Here is a 22670-nt window from a genome sequence, read left to right as displayed (position 1 = left end):
CCCCGCGCGGTGGGGGCGCGCACGCGGGCCCCCCCCGGCGCGCCGGGGGCGGGCCCCCCCCCCCCCCCCCCCGCGATCCCTCCGGCTGGGCGCCGCCCTGCCGCGTGTCACCGAGAGGACGGCGCCGTGACGACGGCCACCGCACTGGAGTCCCGCTTCGCGACCGCCCGGCACGTGGCCGACGCGGTCCTCTTCGAGGGGTACGTGCTGTACCCCTACCGGGCCTCGGCGGCCAAGAACCGGCTGCGCTGGCAGTTCGGCGTGCTCGTGCCGCCCGCGTGGGGCCCGGCGCACGGGGAGACTTCCTTCCAGCAGACCGAGCTCCTGATGGAGCCCAAGGGCGACGCGCCACTCACCGTGGAGCTGCGGTTCCTGCACGCGCGGCGGCGCTCCGTCCAACAGGCCCTGCCCGACGGCGGTTTCGCGGACGTCACCGAACTGCACCTGGACGACCGGGTGCTGGTGCCCTGGGACGAGGGGGCCGAGGAGCGCGTCGAGATGAGCGTCACCCTGGCCGAACTGGCCGGGGACGGGGCCGAGATCCCGTTCTCGCGGGCCGCCCGGGAGGACACCGAGCCCGTCACCCACGCCGACGGGCGGTGCGCCGGCCGCCTGGTGCGGCGCACCGAGCGGATCGAGGGGCGCGTGCGGCTGCGCGCCGCCGAACTCGGGGGCCCCTACCGGGTGCTGAAGCTCACGGCGGTGGTGGAGAACACCAGCCCGTGGACCCCCGCCGCCGACGGCGAGGACCGTGAGGCGGCGCTGCCGCACTCCCTCGTCGCCGCTCATCTCCTGCTGGGCCTGAGCGGCGGTTCCTTCCTGTCGATGACCGATCCGCCGGAGTGGGCCAAGGGCGCCGTCGCCTCCTGCGTGAACCAGCACACCTGGCCCGTGCTCGCCGGGGAGCCGGGCCGCGCGGACGTCGTGCTGTCCTCGCCGATCATCCTGGAGGACCATCCCGCGATCGCTCCGGAGAGCATCGGCGCGATGTACGACTCCACCGAGATCGACGAGATCCTCGCCCTGCGCACCGCCGCCCTGACCGACCAGGAGAAGCGCGAGGCGCGCGGGACGGACGCGAGGGCCGCCGCCGTGATCGACCTGGCCGAGTCGATGCCCCCCGAGGTGCTGGAGCGCCTGCACGGCGCCGTCCGCGCCCTGCGTGAGATCACCGGCCCGGACGGTCCGGAGGTTCCCGTGGAACTCTTCGACGAGCAGGCCGTGTTCAGACCCGAGACCCCGTGGTGGGACCCGGAGCACACGGACATCGCCGGTCCCGCACGGGACCGGGTGCTCGTCGACGGCGTGCCGGTCGGTGTGGGCAGCCGGGTGCTGCTGCGTCCGGGCCTGCGGCGCACCGACGCCCAGGACCTGTTCCTCCGGGGCCGCGCCGCGCTGGTCGAGGCCGTCCTGCACGACGTGGACGGCGGGGTGCACCTCGCGGTCACCGTGGAGGGCGACCCCGGCGCCGACATCCGCCGGGAGCAGGGCCGGTTCCTCTACTTCCAGCCCGACGAGCTCTCGCCCCTGGAGGACGCGTGAGCGGCCGCATCCTGGTCGCGGGCATCGGCAACGTGTTCCTCGGCGACGACGGCTTCGGGGTGGAGACGCTGCGGCAGCTCTCCTCGTACGAACTGCCCGGCCAGGTCGAGGCCGTGGACTTCGGCGTCCGGGGGGTGCACCTCGCCTACCAGCTCCTCGACGGCTACGACACCCTCGTCCTGGTGGACGCCACCGCCCGCGGCGGCGCCCCCGGAACGCTCTACCTCATCGAGCCCGGGGCACACGGGTCCGTCCAGCCGGGCGCCGCCCTGCTGGACGGCCACCACATGGCCCCCGACGCGGTCCTGGCCCTGCTGGGCAGCCTGTGCGAGGGCACCGGCTCCACCCCTCCCCGGCGGATCCTCGTCGTGGGATGCGAGCCCGAATCCGTCGCGGAGGGCATCGGGCTGAGCGAGCCGGTGGCCGCCGCGGTCCCCCAGGCCGTACGGATGATCCTCGGGCTCCTGCCGGACGGCGCCGGGGACCGCGTCACCGGGGACCACGGCGCCGGACTTCGCGGCTCCGCGGAACACGACCACGACAACCCGCACCACCCTGACCCACACCAAGAAGGCCACGACACCGTGGCGGCTCCGGTCGCCGAGCTGAGGAGGACCCCGTGAAGAAGGCCGTCATCTGTGGGGCGGCCGCGGCCGCCCTCGCCGCCGTGCTCACGCAGATCCTCCCCGACGTCAGACGCTATCTGCGCATGCGCCGCATGTGACGCGCGCGGCCACCGGTTCGGCTCCCCGGAGGGACCGAACGGCGTACACGGTGGACCGTCGGTCGGCGTGCCCGGCCGCACCGTCCCCGTCCTGCCGGTGTAATGAGCCCCGGCAGGACGGAGTCCGATGCACGAGATGTCGATCGCCATGGCCGTCGTGGGCCAGGTGGAGGAAGCAGCCGGGGCCGCCGGCGCGAGCGGCGTGACCGTAGTGCGCCTCCAGGTCGGGGAGTTGGCCGGAGTGGTGGCCGACGCCTTGGTCTTCTGCTTCGAACTGGCCTGTGCGGGAACGGTCCTCGAAGGTGCCGAACTCGTCACGGAGCCGGTGGCCGCGCGCGCCCGCTGCGGTTCCTGCGCGCAGGAATGGCCGGTCGGCATGCCGCCCCGGCTGTGCTGCCCCGGATGCGGGAGCGCGGCGCACGTCGAACTGCTCGCGGGCCGTGAGCTGCAGATCCTCAGTGTGAACTGGGAGGACGGTTCCGGCGCCGTCCCGGCCCCGCACGAATCCGCGAACCGAACTCCGAGGAGCACCGAGCCATGTGCCGAGTGGTCGACCTGAAGCAGGCGGTACTCGCCAAGAACGACGCCGCCGCGCAGACCCTGCGCGCCGAGCTCACCGCCCGCGGCACGGTGACCGTCAACCTGCTCTCCAGCCCCGGCAGCGGCAAGACGGCCCTGCTGGAGCGCGAGCTGGTTCTCGCCCGGGAGCGCGGGCTCGCGGTAGCCGCGCTCACCGCCGACCTGGCCACCGAGAACGACGCGGTGCGGCTGGCGCGCTCCGGCGCACCCGTCAAGCAGGTGCTCACCGACGGGCTCTGTCATCTGGAGGCCGGGATGCTCGGCCGGCACCTGGACGGCTGGCTCCCCGACCCCACCCGGCTCCTCTTCGTGGAGAACGTGGGCAACCTCGTCTGCCCCGCCTCCTACGATCTCGGCGAGTCCCTGCGGGTCGTCCTGGCCTCGGTGACCGAGGGCGAGGACAAGCCCCTGAAGTACCCGACCGCCTTCGGCCTCGCTCAGCTCGTCCTGGTCACCAAGACCGACATCGCCGGGGCCGTCGAGTTCGACGAGGACGCGTTCCGGGCGCACGTCCAGCAGGTCAACCCGGGGGTCGAGGTGGTCCTGACCTCCGCGCGCTCCGGGGAGGGTGTGGGAATCCTGCTCGACCGGGCGACCGCGATCGCGGACGGCGCGGCGGCGCACACGCCGGTGATGGCACGGCAGGCCTCCGGCGGGGGCGCGCACACGCACGGGCACGGGCACACGCACGGGCACACGCACGGGCACACGCACGGGCACGGGCTCGCGCAGGACCACGGACATGAGCACGGTCACGCGGGCGGCGGACACGCGGGCGGGCACACGCAGGCGCACCCGCACCCGGACCCCGGTCCTGAGCGGCACGCGCGTCCCGCCGTGGGGCAGACCTTCTGATGGAGGCGCTCCAGCGCCGCCGGGTCACGGTCCGCGGCGTGGTGCAGGGCGTCGGGTTCCGGCCCTACGTGTACACCCGTGCGACCGGCCTCGGACTGGCCGGCCACGTCACCAACACCGCGGAGGGCGTCGTCGCCGAGGTGGAGGGCGCGGCGTCGGCCGTCGCGGAGTTCTGCGACCGGCTCGCCGCCGACGCGCCCCCGCTCGCCGTCGTCGACACCGTGGACCACGACGAGGTCCCGGCCGTGGGCGGGGCCGGGTTCACCATCGTCGCCTCCCGGACGGAGGGCCCCGCCCGCACGCTGATCTCCCCGGACGTGGCCACGTGCGCCGACTGTCTCGCCGAGCTCGCGGACCCGGCCGACCGGCGCCACCGACACCCCTTCATCACGTGCACGCACTGCGGGCCGCGCTTCACCATCGTCACCGCACTGCCCTACGACCGGCCGAACACCACGATGGCCGGCTTCCCCCTGTGCCCCGACTGCGCCCGCGAGTACACCGACCCCGGCGACCGGCGGTTCCACGCACAGCCCGTCGCCTGCCCGGCCTGCGGACCCCGGCTGAGACTGCTCATCGGGACCGGCACGGGCACCGCGGTGCGCGAGGCGGACGGCGCCGACCCGGTGGCCGGCGCCCGGCGGCTGCTGGGCGCCGGGGCGATCCTCGCCGTCAAGGGCATCGGCGGCTACCACCTCGCCTGTGACGCCTCCGACGCCGGCGCCGTCCGGGAACTGCGCCGCCGCAAGGCCCGCGGGGACAAGCCGTTCGCCCTGATGGCGCGTGACCTCACCGCCGTCGGGGAACTCGTCCACGTCGGTTCCGAGGAGCGGAGCCTGCTCACGGGCAGGGAGCGGCCCATCGTCCTGATGCGCCGGCGCGAGGGCGCCGCGGGCCCGGCCGCCGAGGTGGCCCCGGGCAGTCCGGACCTCGGGGTGATGCTCCCGTACAGCCCCCTGCACCATCTGCTGCTCGGGCTTCCCGGCGATCCGCCCGGGCCCCGGCTCCTGGTCATGACCAGCGGAAACCTCTCGGGCGAGCCCATCGTCACGGACGACGCCGAGGCGCTGGAGCGGCTGGCCGGCCTCGCCGACGCCTGGCTGACCCACGACCGCCCGATCCACGTCCCGTGCGACGACTCGGTGGTCCGGGTGTGTGACGGTGAGCCGCTGACCGTCCGCCGCTCCCGCGGCTACGCCCCGCTGCCCCTCCCCCTGCCCCTGGACGTCCCCCCGACCCTCTCGGTCGGCGGGGACCTGAAGAACGCCTTCTGTCTCGGCGAGGGACGCCGGGCCTGGCTGTCCGCCCACATCGGCGACATGGACGACCTGGCGACCCAGTACGCGTTCGAGCGCGCCGAGCGGCAGTTGGAGTCCGTCACCGGCGTCTCGCCCCGGCTGCTCGCCGCCGACCGGCACCCCCGTTACCGGTCCGCGCAGTGGGCCGGGAGGCACGCGGGTGACCGGCCGCTGGTGCGCGTGCAGCACCATCACGCGCACATCGCGTCCGTGATGGCCGAGCACGGGCTGGACGGGCGGCGTCGCGTCATCGGCATCGCGTTCGACGGCACCGGCTACGGGGACGACGGGGCCGTGTGGGGAGGCGAGGTCCTCCTCGCCGACTACGCCGGATACAGCCGCTTCGCTCACCTCGCGTACGTACCGCTGGCGGGCGGCGAGGCCGCGGTGCGCCGTCCGTACCGGATGGCCCTGGCGCACCTGCGGGCCGCCGGTCTCGACTGGGATCCGGACCTGCCCTGCACGGAGGCCTGCCCGCCCGATGAACTCCGCGTACTGCGCGGCCAGTTGGACCGGAACCTGAACTGCGTGCCGACCTCGAGCATGGGGCGGCTCTTCGACGCCGTGTCCTCACTGGCCGGCGTCTGCCACCACGCGGGGTACGAGGCCCAGGCCGCGATGCAGCTGGAGTCCGCGGCGCGCGGTGCGGGAGCGGGATCGGGAGCGGGCGACGGCGAGGAGGCGGGCGGGGGCTACCGGTTCGCCCTGCGCGCGCCCGCTCCCGGCGCCGGCGGTCCGTTCGTCGCCGATCCGGCGCCCGTCCTGGCCGCCGTCGTGGCCGATCTGCGCGCGGACACCCCGCCCTCCTCGGTCGCGGCACGCTTCCACGCCGGCGTCGCCGGACTCGTCGCCGACCTGTGCGTCCAGGCGCGGGAGCGGCACGGACTGGAGTCCGTCGCCCTGACCGGCGGGGTCTTCGCGAACACCCTGCTGTCCTCGTCCTGTGCCCGACGCCTGCGCGGACACGGCTTCACCGTACTCCGGCATCACCTCGTCCCCCCGAACGACGGCGGTCTGGCGCTCGGCCAGCTCATGGTGGCGGCCGCCGCCGCGGCCGACCCTCCCCGCACGACGGGACACCCACAGCAAGGAGAAGCCCATGTGCCTGGCGGTACCCGGCAGAGTGATTGACATCGGAGAGAAGGACGGCACCCGCATGGCCACCGTCGACTTCGGCGGGGTGGTCAAGGAGGTGTGCCTGGAGTACCTGCCGGACCTCCAGGTCGGCGAGTACGCGATCGTCCACGTCGGCTTCGCACTGCAGCGGCTGGACGAGGCGTCGGCCAAGCAGACCCTGGAGCTCTTCGCGGAACTGGGGATGCTCCAGGAGGAGTTCGGGGACCCGTGGGAGCAGGCCGCGGAGGCCGGCGGGGCGCCGTGGCCCTTCGCCGAGGACTCCAAGGGCTCCGCCGGCTCCCAGGACTCCCAGGACGCAGCGAAGGAGGCGGCCCGGCCGTGAAGTACATCGACGAATTCCAAGACCCCGGCCTCGCGCGCCGGCTCCTGGACGACATCCACGCCACGGTCACCCGGCCCTGGGCGCTGATGGAGGTGTGCGGCGGCCAGACCCACACCATCATCCGGCACGGGATCGACCAACTCCTTCCTGACATGGTGGAGTTGATTCACGGACCGGGCTGTCCGGTCTGCGTCACCCCGCTGGAGGTCATCGACAAGGCCCTGGAGATCGCCTCCCGCCCCGATGTCATCTTCTGCTCCTTCGGAGACATGCTGCGCGTGCCCGGTACCGGCCGCGACCTCTTCCACGTGCGCAGCGAGGGCGGTGACGTACGGGTCGTCTACTCCCCGCTCGACGCCCTGAGGATCGCCCAGCAGAACCCGCGGCGCGAGGTGGTGTTCTTCGGCATCGGCTTCGAGACCACCGCCCCTCCGAACGCCATGACGGTGTATCAGGCCAAGAAGCTGGGCATCCGCAACTTCAGCCTGCTGGTGTCCCACGTCCGCGTTCCCCCGGCGATCGAGGCGATCATGCGATCGCCGAGCTGCCGCGTCCAGGGCTTCCTGGCCGCCGGGCACGTGTGCAGCGTCATGGGCACGGGAGAGTACCCGGAGCTCGCCGCGCGCCACCGCGTCCCGATCGTGGTCACCGGCTTCGAGCCGCTGGACATCCTGGAGGGCGTGCGCAGGGCCGTGCGGCAACTGGAACGCGGCGAGCACACCGTGGACAACGCCTACGCCCGCGCGGTGCGTCCGGAGGGGAACCCGGCCGCGCTCGCCATGCTGGAGGACGTCTTCGAGGTCACCGACCGGGCCTGGCGCGGCATCGGGGTGATCCCTGACAGCGGCTGGCGGCTGTCGTCCCGCTACCGGGACTTCGACGCCGAGCACCGCTTCTCGGTGACCGGCATCAAGACGTGCGAGCCGGCCGAGTGCCGCAGCGGCGAAGTGCTCCAAGGGCTGCTGAAACCGCACGAGTGCGAGGCCTTCGGCACCACCTGTACCCCGCGCAACCCGCTCGGCGCCACGATGGTCTCCAGCGAGGGCGCGTGCGCCGCCTACTACCTCTACCGGCGCCTGGAGATCACGCCGGGCCGTGCCGCCCGTACGGCGGAGCCGGCCGCCACCGTCGCAGCGCCGCTGGAGGCGAGCCCCGTTGTCTGACACGACCCTCGACATCACCGGATGGACCTGCCCCGCGCCGCTGCGCGACCGCCCCCGGGTGGTGATGGGCCACGGCGGGGGCGGCGCGCTCTCCGCCGAGCTGGTCGAGCACCTCTTCGCGCCGGCCTTCGGCGGCCCGGTACTGGCCCAGCTCGGCGACTCGGCGGCGCTCACGCTGGGCGGGGTCCGGCTGGCCTTCTCCACCGACTCCTACGTGGTGCGCCCCCTGTTCTTCCCCGGCGGAAGCATCGGCGACCTCGCCGTCAACGGCACGGTCAACGACCTGGCCATGAGCGGAGCGCAAGCCGCCTACCTGTCCTGCGGGTTCATCCTCGAGGAAGGCGTGGAACTGTCCGTGGTGGCCCGCGTGGCCGAGGCCCTGGGCACCGCCGCCCGGGCGGCCGGGGTCGAGGTGGCGACGGGCGACACCAAGGTCGTCGAGGCCGGCCACGGAGACGGGATCTACATCAACACGGCGGGCATCGGGATCATCCCGCAGGGCGTCGACCTGCGGCCGCAGCGGGTCGTACCCGGCGACGTGGTGATCGTCAGCGGGGAGATCGGCCTCCACGGAGTGGCGATCATGAGCGTCCGCGAAGGCCTGGAGTTCGGGGTGGACGTCCAGAGCGACTGCGCCCCGCTCGGCGGGCTCGTCCGGGCCATGCTGGAGGTCACCCCGGACCTGCACGTCCTGCGCGACCCCACCCGGGGCGGACTGGCCGCCTCGCTCAACGAGATCGCGGCGGCGTCCGGGGCGGGCGTCGTCATCCAGGAGGGCCGCGTCCCGGTCCCGGTACCCGTCGCCAACGCCTGTGCGATCCTCGGCCTCGACCCGCTCTACGTGGCCAACGAGGGCAAGCTCGTCGCGTTCGTACCCCGCGAGCACGCCGAGGCCGTACTCGCCGCCATGCGCGCCCACCCGCTCGGGCGGAACGCGGCGGTGATCGGCGAGGCGGTCGAGGCCCACCCGGGCCTGGTGGTGGCCCGGACCGGCCTCGGCGGCACCCGCGTGGTCGACCTGCCGATCGGGGAGCAGCTTCCCCGCATCTGCTGACGGTCCCCGTCGCCCGCGCGGGCGCCGTCCGGAGCCGAGGCCGCTCGGTCGCGCCGACCGCTCCTCCCCGCTGCGCACCGCCTCGTCACCCTGACGTCGGCGGTGTCCAGCCCGGGTCGCGACCGCTCAGTCCGATGGTCCGGTCGAGCAGCGGGGCGTCGTCCGGTACGGGTACGACGGGTCCGAAGATCCCCCCGCCACGGCTCTCGTCCTCGGCGGCCGCCAGCAGGAACCGGTACGAGGCCTGCAGCGCCGCCTGATCGGGCGCGTACTCCTGGCCGGTGGCCCGCGCCAGGTCCCAGCCGTGCACCAGCAGTTCGTCGGCGGCCACCGCGGCCGCGATCTCGCCGGGCAGGTCCACGCCGCCCGCGCGGGTCATCCCGGTCCAGGCGGCCGGGTCCTTCCAGGCCTCGGCCAGTTCGCCGAGGACCCGGGGCAGTTCGTCGCGCCACGCGGCGGGCAGGGAGGGCGCGGCCGGACCGGGGGCCGTGTCCGTCGTGGGGCCCAGTTCCTTGCGGGCGGCGTCGCGGAAGGCGACGGCGAGGCCGGCGAGGTGACCCAGCAGGTCGCCGACCGTGTACGCGGGACAGGGTGTCGGGTCCGCGAGCCGGGCGTCCGGGACGCCCTCCGCGAGACGGGCCACGATCCGGGCCTGGGGTCCGAGGTCGAACATCGTCGTGTCGGTCATCTGGCGCTCCTCCGGAAACGATGGGTCTGCACTGTGAAGTGCTCTCCCGGCTGAAGCCGGGAGATTCCTGCCTGCCTTGCGGTGACGGGTTTGACGCGGCGTGCGCGCCTGACGACTGCCCTCCCGGCAGCCGGAATGAGCGCGAGGCCCATCCGGTAGGCGTGCACGACGTTCCTGGCCGCGTTGTGGTCGGCGTTGCCGGACCAGCCGCAGCCGGGGTTCTCGCACACGAACACGGCCTGCGACTGGCGGCTGCCCGGCGTGGTGACACCGCACATTGAGCAGCGCTGGGAGGTGCCCGCAGCGGGGACCTTGTACGGGGCGCCGCCGCGCTGGGCGGTCTTGTACGTCAGCATCTCGGCCGTCCGGCCCCATGCCTGCCGGTGGATGGCGCGGTTGAGGCCGGTCTTCTGGGCGACGTTCGTCCCCGGCTGGTCGAGGGTGCCCTTGGCGGACTTGATCATGTTCGTGATGGTGAGTGCTTCGGCCACCACCGTGCCGTACTTCTCGGCGATGGCGGTGGTGGTCTTGTGCTGCCAGTCGACGGCCCGGCGCTTGGCTTTCGCACGGAGCTGAGCGATCTGGCCATAGGTACGGTGCAGGCGCCGGGAGGTCTTCTCGCCGCGGCAGGCGACAGCGCAAGCCGGGCCCGGTGCCCGAACTGCCGTTTGACCACGGCGTCTTGGCTCATAATCGAGAACCTAGCATTGGTTTATGTCACCGTGCTGGAACCCGCAGGCTGCGCCAGGAGTACGACAGCCACGTCCGCCGGTACCTGTGGGGCGGACACTTCTGGTCCGGCTCCTCCTTCGCCGGATCGTGCGGCAGGTCACCCCGTACCCGGCCCGCGGGGCCGGATCCACCCGCGCACGACGCGGCGGGCCCACGCGCGAGGGGCGTGCGCCGGCGGGTGGCCCGTACGGCGTGTCCGCCCCGCCCGGCGGGTGCGGACCGCTCTGGCTGCCTACCGTGGCCTCATGAGCACACGTCCAGCGCCGCCGTTCGCCGGGTACGGGATCCGGGTCGCCCGGCCCGCGGAGTCCGGGGCGATCGCCGCGCTCCTGGCCCGTGCCTTCGCCGACGACCCGGTCATGGCCTGGATGATCCCCGGCGCCGCCGACCGGGAACGCCGGATCGCCCGCTACTTCAAGCTGGCCCAGCGGCAGCAACGGCCCCGCGCGGGCGGTGTCCGGGTCGCCGCGACCGCCGAAGGGCGGCTGCTGGCGGCCGCGCTGTGGTCCCGGCCCGGGCGCTGGAGGGCCTCCGCGGTACAGGAGCTGGCGGCGCTCCCCCACTACGCGCGCGTCTTCGGCCTCCGTGGGCTGCCGCGGGCCGGGGAGGTCGAGAACGCCATGACCGAGGCCCATCCGGGAACGCCGCACTGGTACCTGCCGGCCGTGGGGACGGACCCGGGGCTTCAAGGGACGGGAGTCGGTACGGCGCTGCTGCTCCAGCAGCTGGCCGACTGCGACCGGCTCGGGCAGCCCGCCTACCTGGAGTCCAGCAGGGCCGCCAACGTCCCCTTCTACGAAGGGCTGGGCTTCCGGGTCACCGGCGAGATCCGGCTTCCGCGGGGCGGCCCGACCGTCTGGCCCATGTGGCGCGAGCCCCGTCCCGCGGACGCGTCCGCGACCGGCGGCCCGCGCACGGCCTGAGCCGGAGGGGCGACGGCGGCGGGTGGCGGCGCCGTCCCCCGGGAGGACCGGGCCGGCCCTCCGCACGCTGGGTCCGTCAGGGCTGCGGCCTGCGCAGGAGCGGCGGGGCGGGATGGGGCAGGGGGCTGGCCGCCGTGGGGTTCAGACCGTCCAGGACCAGGGTCATGTAGCGCCGCCAGCCGTCCTCGGCCGGATCCATGGTCCACAGCACGCTCACGAGCATGCTCATGATCCTCTTGAGATCGTCGGGCACCAGGTCCCCGCGGATCACCCCGGCCCGCTGGCCGCGCGCCACCAGCGGGTCGAGGGCGTCGAAGAAGCGGGCGCCGGTCTCCGCGGAGAAGACGCCCGCGTTCCGGGCCGCCGTCAGCACGTGGTGCTCGTCGGCCGCCGACGTCAGGGCGGCCTCGATCACGACGGCCAGACCGTGCCGGGGATCCTCGTCGGCGAGCGCCCGGTCGATGGCGGGCAGGACGTCCTGGGTGAACTGCTGGTCGAGAACCGCTCGAAGGAGGGCGGCCTTGTCCGGGAACCGGCGGAAGAGCGTCGCGATGCCCACACCGGCCCGCCGGGCGATCTCGTCGAGCGGCGCATCGGGCCCCACCTCGGCATATACGTCCCGTGCCGCCCTGACGATCTTCTCGACATTGCGTACGGCGTCGGCGCGCAGAGGTTTGGGGGAGTCGTTCGGCACGCTGCCGACCATAGCAACTGATAGTCGACAACCGGATCCGGTTGACACGCGGGCAGCGGCGAACTGATAGTTGACTACCGATTGTGGTGTGCATCGATCGCGTACCCCCTCGCCGCCGGTCAGCCCCCTCCCCCTGCCCCGTGTGCTCCGTGCCGTCCGGCCGGCCGGGCCCGCGCCCCACCCCTCTAGGACGTTCCATGCCACAGCCCTCCACGGCCGCCCCCCACACCGGCAAGGTGATCGCGACACTCGCACTCGCGGGGGTCACCGCGGCCGTGATGCAGACCCTGGTCACTCCGCTGCTGGCCGACCTGCCGAACATCCTCCACACGTCCCACTCCAACGCGGCCTGGGTCGTCACCGCCACGCTCCTGGTCGCGGGCGTGTGCGTCCCCATCAGCGGGCGCCTGGGCGACATGCTCGGCAAGCGCCGCATGCTCCTGGCCTGCTGCGTGCCGCTGATCGCCGGATCGGTGGTGTGCGCCCTGTCGAGCAGCGTCGTCCCGATGATCGTCGGGCGCGGCCTGCAGGGCATCGGCATGGGCATGATCCCCCTGGGCATCGCACTGCTCCGTGACGTCCTCCCCGCCGAGAAGCTCAGCTCCTCCATCGCCCTGGTGAGCGCCTCCATGGGCATAGGCGGCGGCATCGGCCTCCCGCTCTCCGCGGCCGTCGCGCAGTACACGAGCTGGCGCTTCCTGTTCTGGGGGGCCGCCGCGCTCGCGGCCGTCGTCGCCGTCATGATCGTGGCCTTCGTGCCGGACATGCCCGCCGGCGCCAAGGGCCAGCGCTTCGACGCGGTCGGCGCGCTGGGCCTCGCGGTGGGCCTGGTCTGCCTGCTGCTCTTCGTGTCCAAGGGCTCCGACTGGGGCTGGGGCTCGCCCACCGCCCTCGGCCTGATCGCCGCCGCCGTCGTCGTCCTGACCGCCTGGGGGTGGTTCGAGTGGCGCACCACCGACCCCCTGGTGGACCTGCGCACCACGGTCCGCCCGCGCGTGCTGCTGACCAACCTCGCGTCGGTCTTCATCGGGTTCGGCATGTACGCGAGCATGCTGGTCGTCCCGCAGTTGCTGCAGTTCCCCGCGGCCACCGGGTACGGCCTGGGCCAGTCCATGCTGGCGGCCGGGCTGTGGATGCTCCCCGGCGGGCTGATGATGATGGTCGTCTCCCCCCTCGGCGGCAAGCTCTCCACCGCGCGCGGCCCGAAGGTCACCCTCGTCTGCGGAGCGCTCGTCCTCGCCACGGGGTACGGAGCCGCGCTCCTCCTCTCCTCGACGGCTCCCGGCCTGATGGTCGCCGCCATGGTCATCAACTGTGGTGTCGCCCTCGCCTACGGCGCCATGCCCGCCCTCGTGATGAGCGCGGTGCCCCTCGCGGAGACGGGCGCCGCCAACGGCTTCAACGCGCTCATGCGCTCCCTGGGCACCTCCGTCGGGGCCGCCGTGGTCGGAGTCGTCCTGGCCCAGATGACCACCACGGTGGGCGGCGTGACCTTCACCTCCGAAGCAGGCTTCCGGACCGGCCTGCTGATGGGCGGCGCCTTCGCCCTGGTCTCCGGGGCCGTCGCCGCCCTCATTCCCGCTCCCCGGCCGCAGACGCTCACGCTGCGGGACGCGTCGGGGCCCGCGACCGAGAACGCGCACACCACCGTGAGCACGTAGCGTCACCGCTCACCGCTCCACCCGGTCCGGCGTGCGCATCGGGTGGGGCGCTCGGGGCGCCCCGGCCGTTCAGGCCGGGGCGTTCCAGGCGGTGGTCAGCCCGTCCAGCCACGCCGGCGGCAGCTCCGCGGCGTCCCACTCCTCGCGCAGCGCCCGCGGCGCGGCGGCGAGCCGCTCCAGTACGGCGATGCTCGTGACGGAATGGACGAGCGAGAAGCGGCCGTGGACCGTGATGGCGCTGTCGGGACCGAACTCCGCGAACAGGCGTTCCAGCCGAGCCCGGTGGGCCGTGGCGAACGCCGTCAGCCGCCCGGCGTACCCGGCCCGCTGACGGGGGCTCATCGTGCCGAGGACGGCGGTGAGCACCTCCTCGGTCACCTCCGGGTCCAGGTCCGAGACCACGGTGAACGACAGGTACAGCGGCGTGAGCGCCACTTTCGCCCGCTCGACCTCCATGCGCCCGGCCCGCGGACGCTCCCCCGCCGGGCCCTCCTGCCCGTCCGTGCTCACGACCCGCAGCAGGGTCCGCTCGGCGACGGCGCCGAGCTCCTCCAGGATGTCCGCGGTGCCGTCGAGCCAGCCCGATGCGTACGCTTCGCCCTTGTCCCCCGGCACGCTCCGGCCGCCCGCGCTCAGTTCCTCGTGCGCGAGGGCCAGCGCACCCGCCTCCAGGAGCCCGATCAGTTCCCGCGCGTCGCCGGGAGGGATCCCCGCCCGCGCGAGGAGATGCAGCAGCGTCGTCCTCGCGTTGTCGACACTGACCTCGTCCGGCCACTGCCGTCCCGCGTCGGCCGTGCTCATCGAGTCCTCCTCATCGCTCGGGTACCGCCGGGTCCGCAACGAATCGCCGCCGGGGAAGCTGCTGATCCGGCCCCAGGTCACGATAGCCTCCCCGCAACGAGCGGGGCCGAGGCAGCACATGGGGAGCGGCGGCCGGATGCCCTGCGCGGCGCCTCCGTCCGGCCCACCCGGACAACGCCGTACGGGGCCCCGCCGGATCGGCGGGGCCCCGTACGGGTGTGCGCGGTCCGCGTGCGCGGACGAGCCGTGTGGCGCCGCCGCCGAAGTTCCCTCCGGCCGTGGGCCGTTCCCGGCGGGTCGACGTGCGGCTCCGGGCGGTTCCCGACGTGACGAGAGCACGCGACGGGGCAGGCTAGGGCCGGCGCACCTCGAACTGGAAGCAGCCGTACTCCAGCGCCCGGACGTGGACCAGCGCCACCTCCGGCTGCGCGAACGCCTCCGTGAAGACCTTGTCGAACCCGGCCTCGGCCTCTTCGGGGATCTCGAAGAGCCGGCCCCCGACGATGTGTCCCCGCGCGTCGTAGCGCCGGACGGTGCGCAGGGCGCCGGGCCGGTCGAACGGGTAGCCCCCGGTTCCCCGCGGTCCCCCGCAGTCGTCGGCGTGGATGAACACCGGGCCCGCCTCGTCGTAGGCTCCCGGCTCGGCCCCGGTCGCCGCCGCCCAGCGGCGCAGCGGTGCGTAGGTGACGAGGGCGACCCGGTCGCCGGGAACGACGGAGCGCAGGCAGCAGCGCAGCGGGCTGCCCACGCAGTCGAGCGGTACACCGTCCGCCCGTGCGGTGGACGGCTGCATCGGCCGCCCGGCGTCATCGAGTTTCCGGAGTTCTCGGAGCGCGGAGGAAGGGATGGGGAGGGGCGTGTATGCGGTCATGGGGCCAGTGTCGACGGCGGCTCCAGGCCACGGCTGGCGGAAATCGGACGTGTAGGTCGTCGGCGAGGGCGGCTCGTCGGCCGGTTCCCTGGCGGGGCGCGGGTGATGCGGACCGTGGGAGCCCGCTCCACAATGGGACGAGGGCATGCGCCCGACGGCTTCGCGGCTCGACGGCTTCGCGGCTCCACGGCCTCACGGCCTCACGGCCTCACGGCCTCACGGCTTCACGGCTTCACGGCCTCAGCTGAGAGGAACGCGCTCATGCGCGCTCGGTCTTCGGCGGCGGCGCGGACGGGGGCCTTCGTCGCCGTCGCCCTCGCCCTGTTCTGCGTCCAGCTCGACTTCTTCGCCCTCAACCTCGCCCTTCCCGGTATCGCGGAGGAGCTCGGCGTCACGGTCTCGGCCGCGCAGTGGACCCTGTCCTCGTACATGCTCGCGATCGGGTGCTTCTTCATCATCGGCGGCCGGGTGGGGGACGTCTTCGGACGGCGGGGCACCCTGCTGGCCGGGACCGCCCTGTTCACGGCCGGTTCCGTCGGGTGCGCGCTGGCTCCGGGCCTGGGTCCGCTGGTGGCGGCGCGGATCGTCCAGGGGGTGGGCGCCGCGTTCGTCTTCCCGGTGGCCGTGGCCGTGATCACCAACACCTTTCCCGAGCGGACCCGCGCGAAGGCCCTGGGCGCCGTGTTCGGCGTCGCCAACATCGGGACCGCGCTCGGGCCCTTCGTGGGCGGCGGTTTCACCGAGGGGCCCGGCTGGCGCTGGATCTTCTGGCTGATGGCGCCGTTGAGCCTGCTCTCGCTGCTCACCGCTCTCGTGTACGTCCCGGACTCGCGCGACACCTCGGCGTCGCGCGAGCTCGACCTCCTCGGCTGCGCCCTGCTCGTCTGCTCGCTGGCCTCCCTCACCATGGCCGTGGAGCGGGGCGACGCCTGGGGCTGGAACAGCGCGCGGATCCTGGTCCTCTTCGCGATGGCCGTGGTGGCCGGCGGCCTCTTCCTGCTCCGGGAGCGGCTGGCCCGCCACCCGCTGATCGACCTGCGGCTGTTCCGCAACGTCCCGTACGTCCTGGTGACCGGCATGGGTTCGCTCTCGAACATGGGCTACGGCGTCACCGTGTTCCTCTCCACGCTCTACCTCCAGGGCGTACGCGGGCTGTCGCCGCTCCTGGCCGGCACGGTCTTCCTGGCCCCGGCCCTCCTGGTGGCGCTCAGCGGGCCGCTCGGCGCGCGGCTGGACCAGCACATGCGGCCGACCGCGGTGATGGCGCTGGCCGGGGCCTGCGCGGGCACCGGGATGTACGCGCTGACCCAGGTCACGGCCTGGTGGCTGTACGTGCCGGTGTTCGCGTGGTGCGGCCTGGGCCTGGGGCTGGGCTGGACCTTCTCCAGCGTGGCGACCCAGCAGATCGTCGCGCCGGCCAGGGCGGGCGAGGCCTCGGGCGTACTGCTGACGTTCCTGGTCACGCTGGGTGCGATCGCGCTGGCCGGGACGGCGGCGGGGATCTCCGCGATGACGCCGCAGCGGTCGCCCGAGGAAGCCTACGACGTGATCCTGCGGCTGGGCGGGCTGGTCATCCTCGCCACGGCGGTGGTCGTCATGGCCGTGCGCCACCGTCCCGGGGTACGCGGCGGGCACGGACGGCGCGTCGATCCGGCCGGCGCGGGCAGGAGCGCCACATGACCTCTCATGCGTTCACCTCGCTGTCCCTGTCGTCGGCGCCCGGCCCCGCCTGGGTGCACCTGCTCGTCATGGCGTTCGCGCTGATCGTGCTCGTGCGCTCGCTCAACCGGCACCACTAAGCCGTCCCTTTCGCCCCCTCGTCCCGCGCGCCGGGGGCCGCGTCCAACAGGATGCGCGGCAGGGCGTCCGGGTGCTTCTCCGCCAGCCAGCCGATCAGCTGCTCCCGTACGGCGCAGCGGACCGTCCACAGGTCGTCGGCGTCCTTGGCCGTGACGATGGCCCGCACCACGATGGTGGAGGCGGTCGCCTCCGTGACGGCGAGGTCCCAGCCGCGGCCGTCCCATTCCCGGCAGTTGTGCAGGATCTCCTGGACCTTGTCCCGCAGGAGGTCCACGGGCGCGCTGTGGTCGCAGTGGACGAAGACGCTGCCGGTCATCTGGATGCCGCCGCGGGACCAGTTCTCGAACGGGCGGGTGGTGAAGTACGAGACGGGCATGGTGATCCGGCGCTCGTCCCAGGTGCGCACGGTGAGGAAGGTGAGGGTGACGTCCTCGACCACTCCCCACTCCCCCGCGACCACGACCGTGTCCCCGATGCGCACCATGTCGCCGAAGGCGATCTGGAAGCCGGCGAAGACGTTGCCGAGGGTGGACTGGGCGGCGACGCCGGCCACGATGCCGATGATCCCGGCGGAGGCCAGCAGGGACGTGCCGAGCGCGCGGAAGCTCGGGAAGGTCAGCAGCATCGCGGCGACCGCGACGACGGCCACCACGACCGTCACGACCCGCATGATCAGGGTCACCTGGGTCCGGACCCGGCGCACCCGGGCGGGGTCGCGGGTACCGGTGGCGTAGCGGGCGTAGCCCGACTCGACGACCGCGGAGGCCACCGCCACGGCCAGCCAGGCCCCCGCGCCGATCAGGGCGAGCGAAAGGATCCGGCCGACCGCCGCCTCGTGCTCCTCCAACGGCGGCCACCGGGTCTGCCGGAAGGAGCCCCGGAGCAGCGCGGCCAGCAGCACGATCTGCAGGGCCCGACGGCAGCGGCGCATCAGCTTCCACAGGGAAGTCTCCGGGTGTCGTGCCTCGGCTCGGCGCAACAGCAGGTCGACGGCCCAGCCGGCCGCGACGGTCAGCAGGACCGCACTTCCCAGGACGGTCGGCACGAGAAGGGCGCTGTTCATGGCTCCCCAAAGGATGTAGGCGGCACGGGCTTCACGCGCCTGCCCAGTGGGAGGGAGCTGACACAGCGGCGCGCGCCCCGCCCGCGAGGACTCCGCGCCGGGCCGGGGCCCGGGCGGGCTCCGGGCGGACCGCGGCGCGGCGTGCCGCCGGGGCGTGCCGGGGCCGCTCTTCAAGGGGGTTACCCGCCTATCGGAAGCGCAGTTCTGTGGGCATCTCGGCCAAGGTTGCCCGTACGCCCCTTCGCGCCCCCGCAGTGACGTTCCATCATCCCCGTACCGGGGCACCCGCGTGGTGTCGTTGGTCCGTCTACCGAGGAGAGCTCACGATGACGAAGGTTCTCGTCCTTCACAGCGTCAGTCTGGTCCGGTCCGCACTCGCCGCCCTCCTGAGATCGGAAGGCCCCTTCGACGTCACGTCGGCGGGCTGGCGGACCGCGGTGCGCCAGGCCGAGTCGTTACGACCAGACGTGACCGTCGTCGACCTCGACTGTCCGGGGACCGCGGCCGCGCTGGGCTGCGGCGGGGACGCGGACCACCGGGTCCTCGCGTCCCCGTCCCCGGTTCTGGTCCTCGCCTCGGTGAGCGCGCCCGGTGCGCTGCAACGGGCCTTCCGGGCCGAGGCCCGCGGCTACGTCGACAAGGGCGGCTCGCCCGGACGGCTGGTGCGGGCGGTCCGCCAGCTCGCCGCGGGGGAGAAGTTCATCGACGCCTCGCTGGCCTCCGCCTTCATGGAGGCGGACCCGGCGCCGCTGAGCAACCGGGAGCTCAGCGTGCTGGCGCGGGCCGCCGAGGGCGATTCCATCGCCGAGATCGCCTGCACGCTGCACCTGGCGAAGGGGACGGTACGCAACTACATGGCCGCGGCGACCCGCAAGACGGAGGCGCGCAATCTCATCGACGCGATCCGGATATCCCGGCGGGCGGGCTGGGTCTGAGCGGCGGCCACCCCCGCCGCGTCATTCGTCCGCGGTCAGGCTCCACATCCCCACCAGATCGCGGTACAGGGGGGACCGGTCCGGGAGTTGTGCGTGGGTGCCGCACACGGCGCGGGTCCCGTCGAGGACGAGGACGCGGTCGGCACGGGCCGCGGAGGAGATGCGGTGGGCCACGACGACGAGGGTGCCGGGCCGCTCCGCGAGGACCCGTTCGGCACGCTCCTCGGTACGCGGGTCCAGGTGGCAGGTGGCCTCGTCGAGCAGGAGCAGCGGAGCCGGTGAGAGGTAGGCGGCGGCGAGCGCGAGGTGCTGGCCCTCCCCCCGGGACAGCAGCCGGGGGGACACCGCGCCGTCGAGGCCGCCCAGCCGCTCCACGAGTGCTTCCAGCCCCAGGCGGCTGACGGCGCCCCGCACCTGGGCGTCCCCGGGCGGGGGGACGCCCGGGGACGCGGCCAGGTGGGTGAGGTTCTCGCGCACCGTCCCGGTGAACACGTACGCCTGCTGCGGCAGCAGGGTCCGTCGTAGGTCCGGGCCCCTGGCTCCCGGTTCCCGGCGGGCGGCCTCGCCCGCGACGAGGACCGTCCCGGCGCCGGGTGACAGCATCCCGGCGAGCAGCGCGGTGAGCGTGGACTTGCCGATGCCGCTCGGCCCGACGATGGCGAGGTGCTCCCCCGGCCGCACCACCAGGTCGAGGGCGGCGAGGACGGGGACCGCGCCGGGGCCGTAGGCGAAGGTGACGCCCCGGAGTTCGGCCGCGGCGGCCGCAGCCGGCGCCGCGGTCGCGGTCGCGGCGCCGACGGCGGCCGGCGGGCCAGTGCGGACGGGTGCCCGCGGCTTCGCCGGGACGGCGCCGTCCTCGGCCCGCGGCAACGGCCCGCAGAAGCGCTCGAGCACCACCAGAAGGCGGGTTCCGGCCGAACCCACGGCCGCCATCAAGGTGTTCAGGGCGGGCAGCAGGGCCTGCACCAGATAGGTGAGGGCGCCGGCCAGCGTGCCGGCGGTGATCCCGCGCGCGAGGAGCCAGGGCGTCGCGGCGAACAGGGCGATCACCGGCAGCCGGCCCGCCGTCCCCAGGGCCAGGGTGCGCAGGGCCGTCCAGTGCGCGAGGCGGCGCGCCAGCCGTTCCTGGGAGGCGATCAGGGGATCCACCCCGGCTTCGACCGCGCCCTGTCCTCCGCAGGCGACGATGTCGCGCAGCCCCTCCGCCACCGCTCCGAGCCGGTCCGACAGCTCTTCGTCGGTGTCCAGGGAGCGGCGCTGCACGGACGCCATGGGGCGGAGCGTGGCCAGGAAGGCGGCCGTGCCCAGCAGCAGCGGGGGCAGTACGACCAGCAGCAGTACGGGGGCCAGGGCCGCCATGCCCGCGAGGGCTCCCACGGCGGTGAACACGAACGAACGCGCCGTCAGGACCAGCCCCGCGAAGGAGTCCCGGGCCATTTCCGTCTGCTGGGTCACCCGGGACACGGCGCCCGTGTCGGGTGCGCGTGCCGGGTCGCCGACCGCCCGGTCCAGTGCCTGTCGTACCGCCCGCCGGACCAGCCCGTCCCGCAACGGCTCCACCAGGTCCGCGAGTTCGGCGAACACGCCGCGCAGCGCGAACCCGCCGAGCAGCGCACCGGCCCCGGCGGCGGCCAGCCAGGCGAGACCGGTGGCGCTGCTCCCCGCGAGGAAGCCGTCGTCGAGTGCGCGGGCCACGCCGTAGCCGCCGAGGAACGTGTGCGCGGACTCCAGGAGCGACCACGCCGCCAGCCGTCCGAGCGTGCCCGTGCGGCCCCGCAGGAAACGCCGGCCCTCGGGGGCCACCCGCCGCCAGGTCTCGCCCTCGGTCATCGTGCCGCCTCCCTCTGCCCCGGGCGCACCCGTCGCCCGTCCGCCTCCGCGGCCCCCTCCGAGCCCTCGGCCGCGTCTACCGCCGCTTCCGTCACCGCGTCCGGCGCGCCCCGTGCGTCGGGTCCCTTCCCCCCGTCGGCGGCGAACACCGCCCGGTAGCCGGGTTCGTGCCGCCACAGCACGGCGTGGGTACCGGTGGCCCGTACCCGTCCGTCCTCCAGCCAGACGACGCGGTCGGCGCGGACGGCGGACGAGAGCCGGTGCGCGATCACGATCCGGGTGCCGGGCCGGACCTCCTGGGCGAGCGCCCGCTCGACCTCGCGGGCCGTGACGGTGTCGAGGCTGGAGGTGGCGTCGTCCAGTACGAGGAGCCGGCCCGCCCGGCAGAACGCCCGGGCCAGCCCGAGGCGTTGCACCTCGCCGCCGGACATCGGAGCGTCGGCGAGGCGCGTGCCGTACCCGTGGGGCAGGTGGCGTACGAACACCTCCGCGCCCGCGGCGCGGGCCGCCGCGCGGATCGCCTCGCCGCCGGGGTCCGGACCCGCGCCGAAGCCGATCGCCCCGCCGACCGTGTCCCCGGGCAGCGCAGGCCGGTCAAAGGCGTATCCGACCTCGCGCCGCAGGGCTTCGGCGGTGACCTCCCGCAGGGGCACTCCGTCCAGCAGCACCTGGCCCGCGTCGGGGTCGGTGAGCCGGCCGGCCACGGCGGCGAACAGCGTCTTGCCGGCGCCCGAGCGGCCCACCACCGCCACGGTGGTTCCTCCGGGGATCACCAGGCTGATGTCGTGCAGGACCGTCGATCCGCCGCGTACGACCCGGACACCGCGCAGTTCCAGGGTGCCGGGGCCGCCTTCCGGGAGCTCCGCCGGGCCGTGGTCCAGTGCGGGCAGGGCCAGCAGGACGGCGGTCCTCCGGGCGGCGGCCCGGCCGCGGACCACGGCCGCGAGCCCTCCGGTCACGGCGCCGATCCCGGCCGCGAGGCCCGCGTACCGCGACGCGGCGAGGAGTTCGCCGACCCCGATGGCTCCGGCGGACAGGCGGATGCCGCCGACGGCGAGGACCGCGTAGAGGAGGAGCGGCATGAGGGCCGCCGAGCGGGCCGTCGTGCCGCCGTAGACCTGCCACATGCGCCGGCCCTCGGCGCCGAGCTCGGGCAAGTGCGCGAGGATCCGGGCGCGTTCGCGGTCCGCGGTGCCGGCGGCGGCGATCGTGCGGGCGCCGGCGAGCGCCTCCACGAGGCGGCCGGCGGTCGCGAGCTGGACCTCCTGGTAGCGGGCGACGCTGGTGAGGGTGTCGCGGGCGAAGGCCCGCAGCAGGAGCACCAGGAGGGGAACGCCCATGAGGAAGGCGAGCGCCGTCCACAGGTCGATGAGGAAGAGGGCGGCCACCGCGCCGAGCGGCGGCAGCAGAGCGGCGACGGCGTGGGCGACGGCGGCCGGCACCTTCCCGGCCTCGACCGCGTGCGCGGTCAGCCGCGCGGCGGTCTCCCCCGGTGCGTGGCGGGCCGCGTGGTGCGGGGCCGTCCGCAGCAGCCGGGCCAGCCCGAGCCTGCGCAGCCAGGCGGTGGAGCGTCCGTCCACTTCTCCGGCCAGCCGCGCGGCGGCGGCATCCAGTGCCACTTCGGCCGCGATGACCGCGGCGCACAGCAGCGTCCAGGCGGGGCCGGACGGATGCCGGCGGAGCAGCAGGTCGAGGGTGTGGCCGAGGACCGCGGGTTCGGCGAGCGCCGCCGCGGCGGCGCCCACCGTGCAGACGAGGACGGCGGCGGTGCGGCCCCCACTGTGCCGGGCCGCTGCCACGAGCGCCCGGTCGGCGGCGCCTGCGACGGCCGCCTCCGGCGCGGTGCCGGTCTCCGCCTCGGGGGCTCTCATCGGCGGACGCCTCCAGTGGTGTGGTGCGGGGGGGGGGCACCCGCCCCGCCGCGGGAGCGCGCGTCTCGGAGCGCAGTTCGACAGTGGTGGTGACCGACAGCTCACCCGACACCCCCAAGCACACCGC

Annotated in this window: 21 protein-coding genes and 2 pseudogenes; 15 read left to right on the top strand and 8 right to left on the bottom strand. The window is 74.3% G+C overall.

Features of this window, described 5'->3' with window-relative positions; all coding sequences use genetic code 11:
* The first annotated feature begins 126 nt into the window (after positions 1 to 126).
* The 9 genes from ACWF9Z_RS02200 to hypE all read left to right on the top strand — a co-directional run bounded on the left by ACWF9Z_RS02200 (position 127) and on the right by hypE (position 8674).
* Positions 127 to 1542 carry a hypothetical protein gene (locus tag ACWF9Z_RS02200; protein WP_453596511.1) on the top strand — a complete coding sequence of 472 codons (1416 nt, stop codon included), beginning with the start codon at positions 127 to 129 and terminating at the stop codon, positions 1540 to 1542.
* Positions 1539 to 2165, top strand: coding sequence for a hydrogenase maturation protease (locus ACWF9Z_RS02195; RefSeq protein ID WP_453596509.1), 627 nt, complete (start codon positions 1539 to 1541; stop codon positions 2163 to 2165). The genes ACWF9Z_RS02200 and ACWF9Z_RS02195 overlap by 4 nt, the downstream gene beginning before the upstream one ends.
* The gene (locus tag ACWF9Z_RS02190; protein WP_453596507.1) at positions 2162 to 2266 is read left to right on the top strand and encodes a DUF6893 family small protein; all 105 of its coding nucleotides are present in this window, start codon (positions 2162 to 2164) and stop codon (positions 2264 to 2266) included. The genes ACWF9Z_RS02195 and ACWF9Z_RS02190 overlap by 4 nt, the downstream gene beginning before the upstream one ends.
* Before the next feature lie 127 nt (positions 2267 to 2393).
* Entirely contained in the window at positions 2394 to 2825 is a 432-nt protein-coding gene (locus ACWF9Z_RS02185) for a hydrogenase maturation nickel metallochaperone HypA/HybF (RefSeq protein ID WP_453596505.1), read from the top strand.
* A complete protein-coding gene (gene hypB, locus ACWF9Z_RS02180) occupies positions 2804 to 3700 on the top strand; it encodes a hydrogenase nickel incorporation protein HypB (RefSeq protein WP_453596503.1) in 897 nt (298 codons plus the stop codon). Before ACWF9Z_RS02185 ends, hypB begins: the two co-directional genes overlap by 22 nt.
* Positions 3700 to 6129, top strand: coding sequence for a carbamoyltransferase HypF (gene hypF, locus ACWF9Z_RS02175; protein WP_453596501.1), 2430 nt, complete (start codon positions 3700 to 3702; stop codon positions 6127 to 6129). Before hypB ends, hypF begins: the two co-directional genes overlap by 1 nt.
* Positions 6098 to 6457, top strand: coding sequence for a HypC/HybG/HupF family hydrogenase formation chaperone (locus ACWF9Z_RS02170; RefSeq protein ID WP_453596499.1), 360 nt, complete (start codon positions 6098 to 6100; stop codon positions 6455 to 6457). The genes hypF and ACWF9Z_RS02170 overlap by 32 nt, the downstream gene beginning before the upstream one ends.
* Positions 6454 to 7620: a hydrogenase formation protein HypD gene (gene hypD / locus ACWF9Z_RS02165; protein WP_453596497.1), complete on the top strand. Its 1167-nt coding sequence runs from the start codon at positions 6454 to 6456 to the stop codon at positions 7618 to 7620. The genes ACWF9Z_RS02170 and hypD overlap by 4 nt, the downstream gene beginning before the upstream one ends.
* Entirely contained in the window at positions 7613 to 8674 is a 1062-nt protein-coding gene (hypE, locus tag ACWF9Z_RS02160) for a hydrogenase expression/formation protein HypE (protein ID WP_453596495.1), read from the top strand. Before hypD ends, hypE begins: the two co-directional genes overlap by 8 nt.
* An 85-nt stretch (positions 8675 to 8759) precedes the next feature.
* Here hypE and ACWF9Z_RS02155 read toward each other — a convergent pair whose 3' ends face one another.
* Complete coding sequence (locus tag ACWF9Z_RS02155; protein WP_453596493.1) at positions 8760 to 9362, bottom strand: TIGR03086 family metal-binding protein; 603 nt, start codon at positions 9360 to 9362, stop codon at positions 8760 to 8762.
* A pseudogene (locus tag ACWF9Z_RS02150) lies at positions 9359 to 9988 on the bottom strand (RNA-guided endonuclease InsQ/TnpB family protein); the annotation flags it as partial. The pseudogene ACWF9Z_RS02150 and the gene ACWF9Z_RS02155, both read right to left, overlap by 4 nt.
* Before the next feature lie 104 nt (positions 9989 to 10092).
* Between ACWF9Z_RS02150 and ACWF9Z_RS02145 the strand changes: the two are divergent.
* Positions 10093 to 10203, top strand: a pseudogene (locus tag ACWF9Z_RS02145) (transposase); the annotation flags it as partial.
* Positions 10204 to 10339: 136 nt separating this feature from the next.
* On the top strand, positions 10340 to 11017 hold the full coding sequence (locus tag ACWF9Z_RS02140) for a GNAT family N-acetyltransferase (RefSeq protein ID WP_453596491.1): 678 nt from the start codon (positions 10340 to 10342) through the stop codon (positions 11015 to 11017).
* A gap of 76 nt (positions 11018 to 11093) precedes the next feature.
* On the opposite strand, the gene ACWF9Z_RS02135 is transcribed toward ACWF9Z_RS02140, so the two are convergent.
* Positions 11094 to 11711, bottom strand: coding sequence for a TetR/AcrR family transcriptional regulator (locus tag ACWF9Z_RS02135; protein WP_453596489.1), 618 nt, complete (start codon positions 11709 to 11711; stop codon positions 11094 to 11096).
* Positions 11712 to 11908: 197 nt separating this feature from the next.
* Here ACWF9Z_RS02135 and ACWF9Z_RS02130 point away from each other — a divergent pair, with 197 nt between their 5' ends.
* Complete coding sequence (locus tag ACWF9Z_RS02130) at positions 11909 to 13372, top strand: MFS transporter (protein WP_453596487.1); 1464 nt, start codon at positions 11909 to 11911, stop codon at positions 13370 to 13372.
* Between the two features lie 69 nt (positions 13373 to 13441).
* Here ACWF9Z_RS02130 and ACWF9Z_RS02125 read toward each other — a convergent pair whose 3' ends face one another.
* Positions 13442 to 14173, bottom strand: a complete 732-nt coding sequence (locus ACWF9Z_RS02125) for a hypothetical protein (protein WP_453596485.1) — start codon at positions 14171 to 14173, stop codon at positions 13442 to 13444.
* A 352-nt stretch (positions 14174 to 14525) separates the two neighbouring features.
* Positions 14526 to 15044 carry a DUF1203 domain-containing protein gene (locus tag ACWF9Z_RS02120; RefSeq protein WP_453596483.1) on the bottom strand — a complete coding sequence of 173 codons (519 nt, stop codon included), beginning with the start codon at positions 15042 to 15044 and terminating at the stop codon, positions 14526 to 14528.
* A 261-nt stretch (positions 15045 to 15305) separates the two neighbouring features.
* Between ACWF9Z_RS02120 and ACWF9Z_RS02115 the strand changes: the two genes are divergently transcribed.
* A complete protein-coding gene (locus ACWF9Z_RS02115; protein WP_453596481.1) occupies positions 15306 to 16724 on the top strand; it encodes an MFS transporter in 1419 nt (472 codons plus the stop codon).
* Positions 16721 to 16843 (top strand): hypothetical protein, encoded by a 123-nt coding sequence (locus ACWF9Z_RS02110; protein ID WP_453596479.1) that lies wholly within the window; start codon positions 16721 to 16723, stop codon positions 16841 to 16843. Before ACWF9Z_RS02115 ends, ACWF9Z_RS02110 begins: the two co-directional genes overlap by 4 nt.
* On the opposite strand, the gene ACWF9Z_RS02105 is transcribed toward ACWF9Z_RS02110, so the two are convergent.
* Positions 16840 to 17907 (bottom strand): mechanosensitive ion channel family protein, encoded by a 1068-nt coding sequence (locus ACWF9Z_RS02105; RefSeq protein ID WP_453596477.1) that lies wholly within the window; start codon positions 17905 to 17907, stop codon positions 16840 to 16842. The two genes, ACWF9Z_RS02110 and ACWF9Z_RS02105, sit on opposite strands and share 4 nt — an antisense overlap.
* Positions 17908 to 18233: 326 nt before the next feature.
* Between ACWF9Z_RS02105 and ACWF9Z_RS02100 the strand changes: the two genes are divergently transcribed.
* Positions 18234 to 18842: a response regulator transcription factor gene (locus ACWF9Z_RS02100; RefSeq protein WP_453596475.1), complete on the top strand. Its 609-nt coding sequence runs from the start codon at positions 18234 to 18236 to the stop codon at positions 18840 to 18842.
* A 21-nt stretch (positions 18843 to 18863) separates the two neighbouring features.
* Here ACWF9Z_RS02100 and ACWF9Z_RS02095 read toward each other — a convergent pair whose 3' ends face one another.
* Entirely contained in the window at positions 18864 to 20672 is a 1809-nt protein-coding gene (locus tag ACWF9Z_RS02095) for an ATP-binding cassette domain-containing protein (protein WP_453596473.1), read from the bottom strand.
* Positions 20669 to 22543, bottom strand: coding sequence for an ATP-binding cassette domain-containing protein (locus ACWF9Z_RS02090; protein ID WP_453596471.1), 1875 nt, complete (start codon positions 22541 to 22543; stop codon positions 20669 to 20671). The genes ACWF9Z_RS02095 and ACWF9Z_RS02090 overlap by 4 nt, the downstream gene beginning before the upstream one ends.
* Positions 22544 to 22670 lie beyond the last annotated feature (127 nt).

The organism is Streptomyces sp. NPDC054961 (assembly GCF_053609145.1).
This window is presented reverse-complemented; position numbering and strand designations above follow the sequence as displayed.

What these genes read in the sequence shown, in the direction of transcription:
- ACWF9Z_RS02105 (WP_453596477.1), bottom strand. Translation starts at nt 17,907, where the DNA reads ATGAACAGCGCCCTTCTCGTGCCGACCGTCCTGGGAAGTGCGGTCCTG.
- ACWF9Z_RS02185 (WP_453596505.1), top strand. Translation starts at nt 2,394, where the DNA reads ATGCACGAGATGTCGATCGCCATGGCCGTCGTGGGCCAGGTGGAGGAA.
- ACWF9Z_RS02155 (WP_453596493.1), bottom strand. Translation starts at nt 9,362, where the DNA reads ATGACCGACACGACGATGTTCGACCTCGGACCCCAGGCCCGGATCGTG.
- ACWF9Z_RS02130 (WP_453596487.1), top strand. Translation starts at nt 11,909, where the DNA reads ATGCCACAGCCCTCCACGGCCGCCCCCCACACCGGCAAGGTGATCGCG.
- hypB (WP_453596503.1), top strand. Translation starts at nt 2,804, where the DNA reads ATGTGCCGAGTGGTCGACCTGAAGCAGGCGGTACTCGCCAAGAACGAC.
- ACWF9Z_RS02100 (WP_453596475.1), top strand. Translation starts at nt 18,234, where the DNA reads ATGACGAAGGTTCTCGTCCTTCACAGCGTCAGTCTGGTCCGGTCCGCA.
- ACWF9Z_RS02140 (WP_453596491.1), top strand. Translation starts at nt 10,340, where the DNA reads ATGAGCACACGTCCAGCGCCGCCGTTCGCCGGGTACGGGATCCGGGTC.
- ACWF9Z_RS02120 (WP_453596483.1), bottom strand. Translation starts at nt 15,044, where the DNA reads ATGACCGCATACACGCCCCTCCCCATCCCTTCCTCCGCGCTCCGAGAA.
- ACWF9Z_RS02115 (WP_453596481.1), top strand. Translation starts at nt 15,306, where the DNA reads ATGCGCGCTCGGTCTTCGGCGGCGGCGCGGACGGGGGCCTTCGTCGCC.
- hypF (WP_453596501.1), top strand. Translation starts at nt 3,700, where the DNA reads ATGGAGGCGCTCCAGCGCCGCCGGGTCACGGTCCGCGGCGTGGTGCAG.
- ACWF9Z_RS02110 (WP_453596479.1), top strand. Translation starts at nt 16,721, where the DNA reads ATGACCTCTCATGCGTTCACCTCGCTGTCCCTGTCGTCGGCGCCCGGC.
- ACWF9Z_RS02170 (WP_453596499.1), top strand. Translation starts at nt 6,098, where the DNA reads ATGTGCCTGGCGGTACCCGGCAGAGTGATTGACATCGGAGAGAAGGAC.
- ACWF9Z_RS02090 (WP_453596471.1), bottom strand. Translation starts at nt 22,543, where the DNA reads ATGAGAGCCCCCGAGGCGGAGACCGGCACCGCGCCGGAGGCGGCCGTC.
- ACWF9Z_RS02125 (WP_453596485.1), bottom strand. Translation starts at nt 14,173, where the DNA reads ATGAGCACGGCCGACGCGGGACGGCAGTGGCCGGACGAGGTCAGTGTC.
- ACWF9Z_RS02095 (WP_453596473.1), bottom strand. Translation starts at nt 20,672, where the DNA reads ATGACCGAGGGCGAGACCTGGCGGCGGGTGGCCCCCGAGGGCCGGCGT.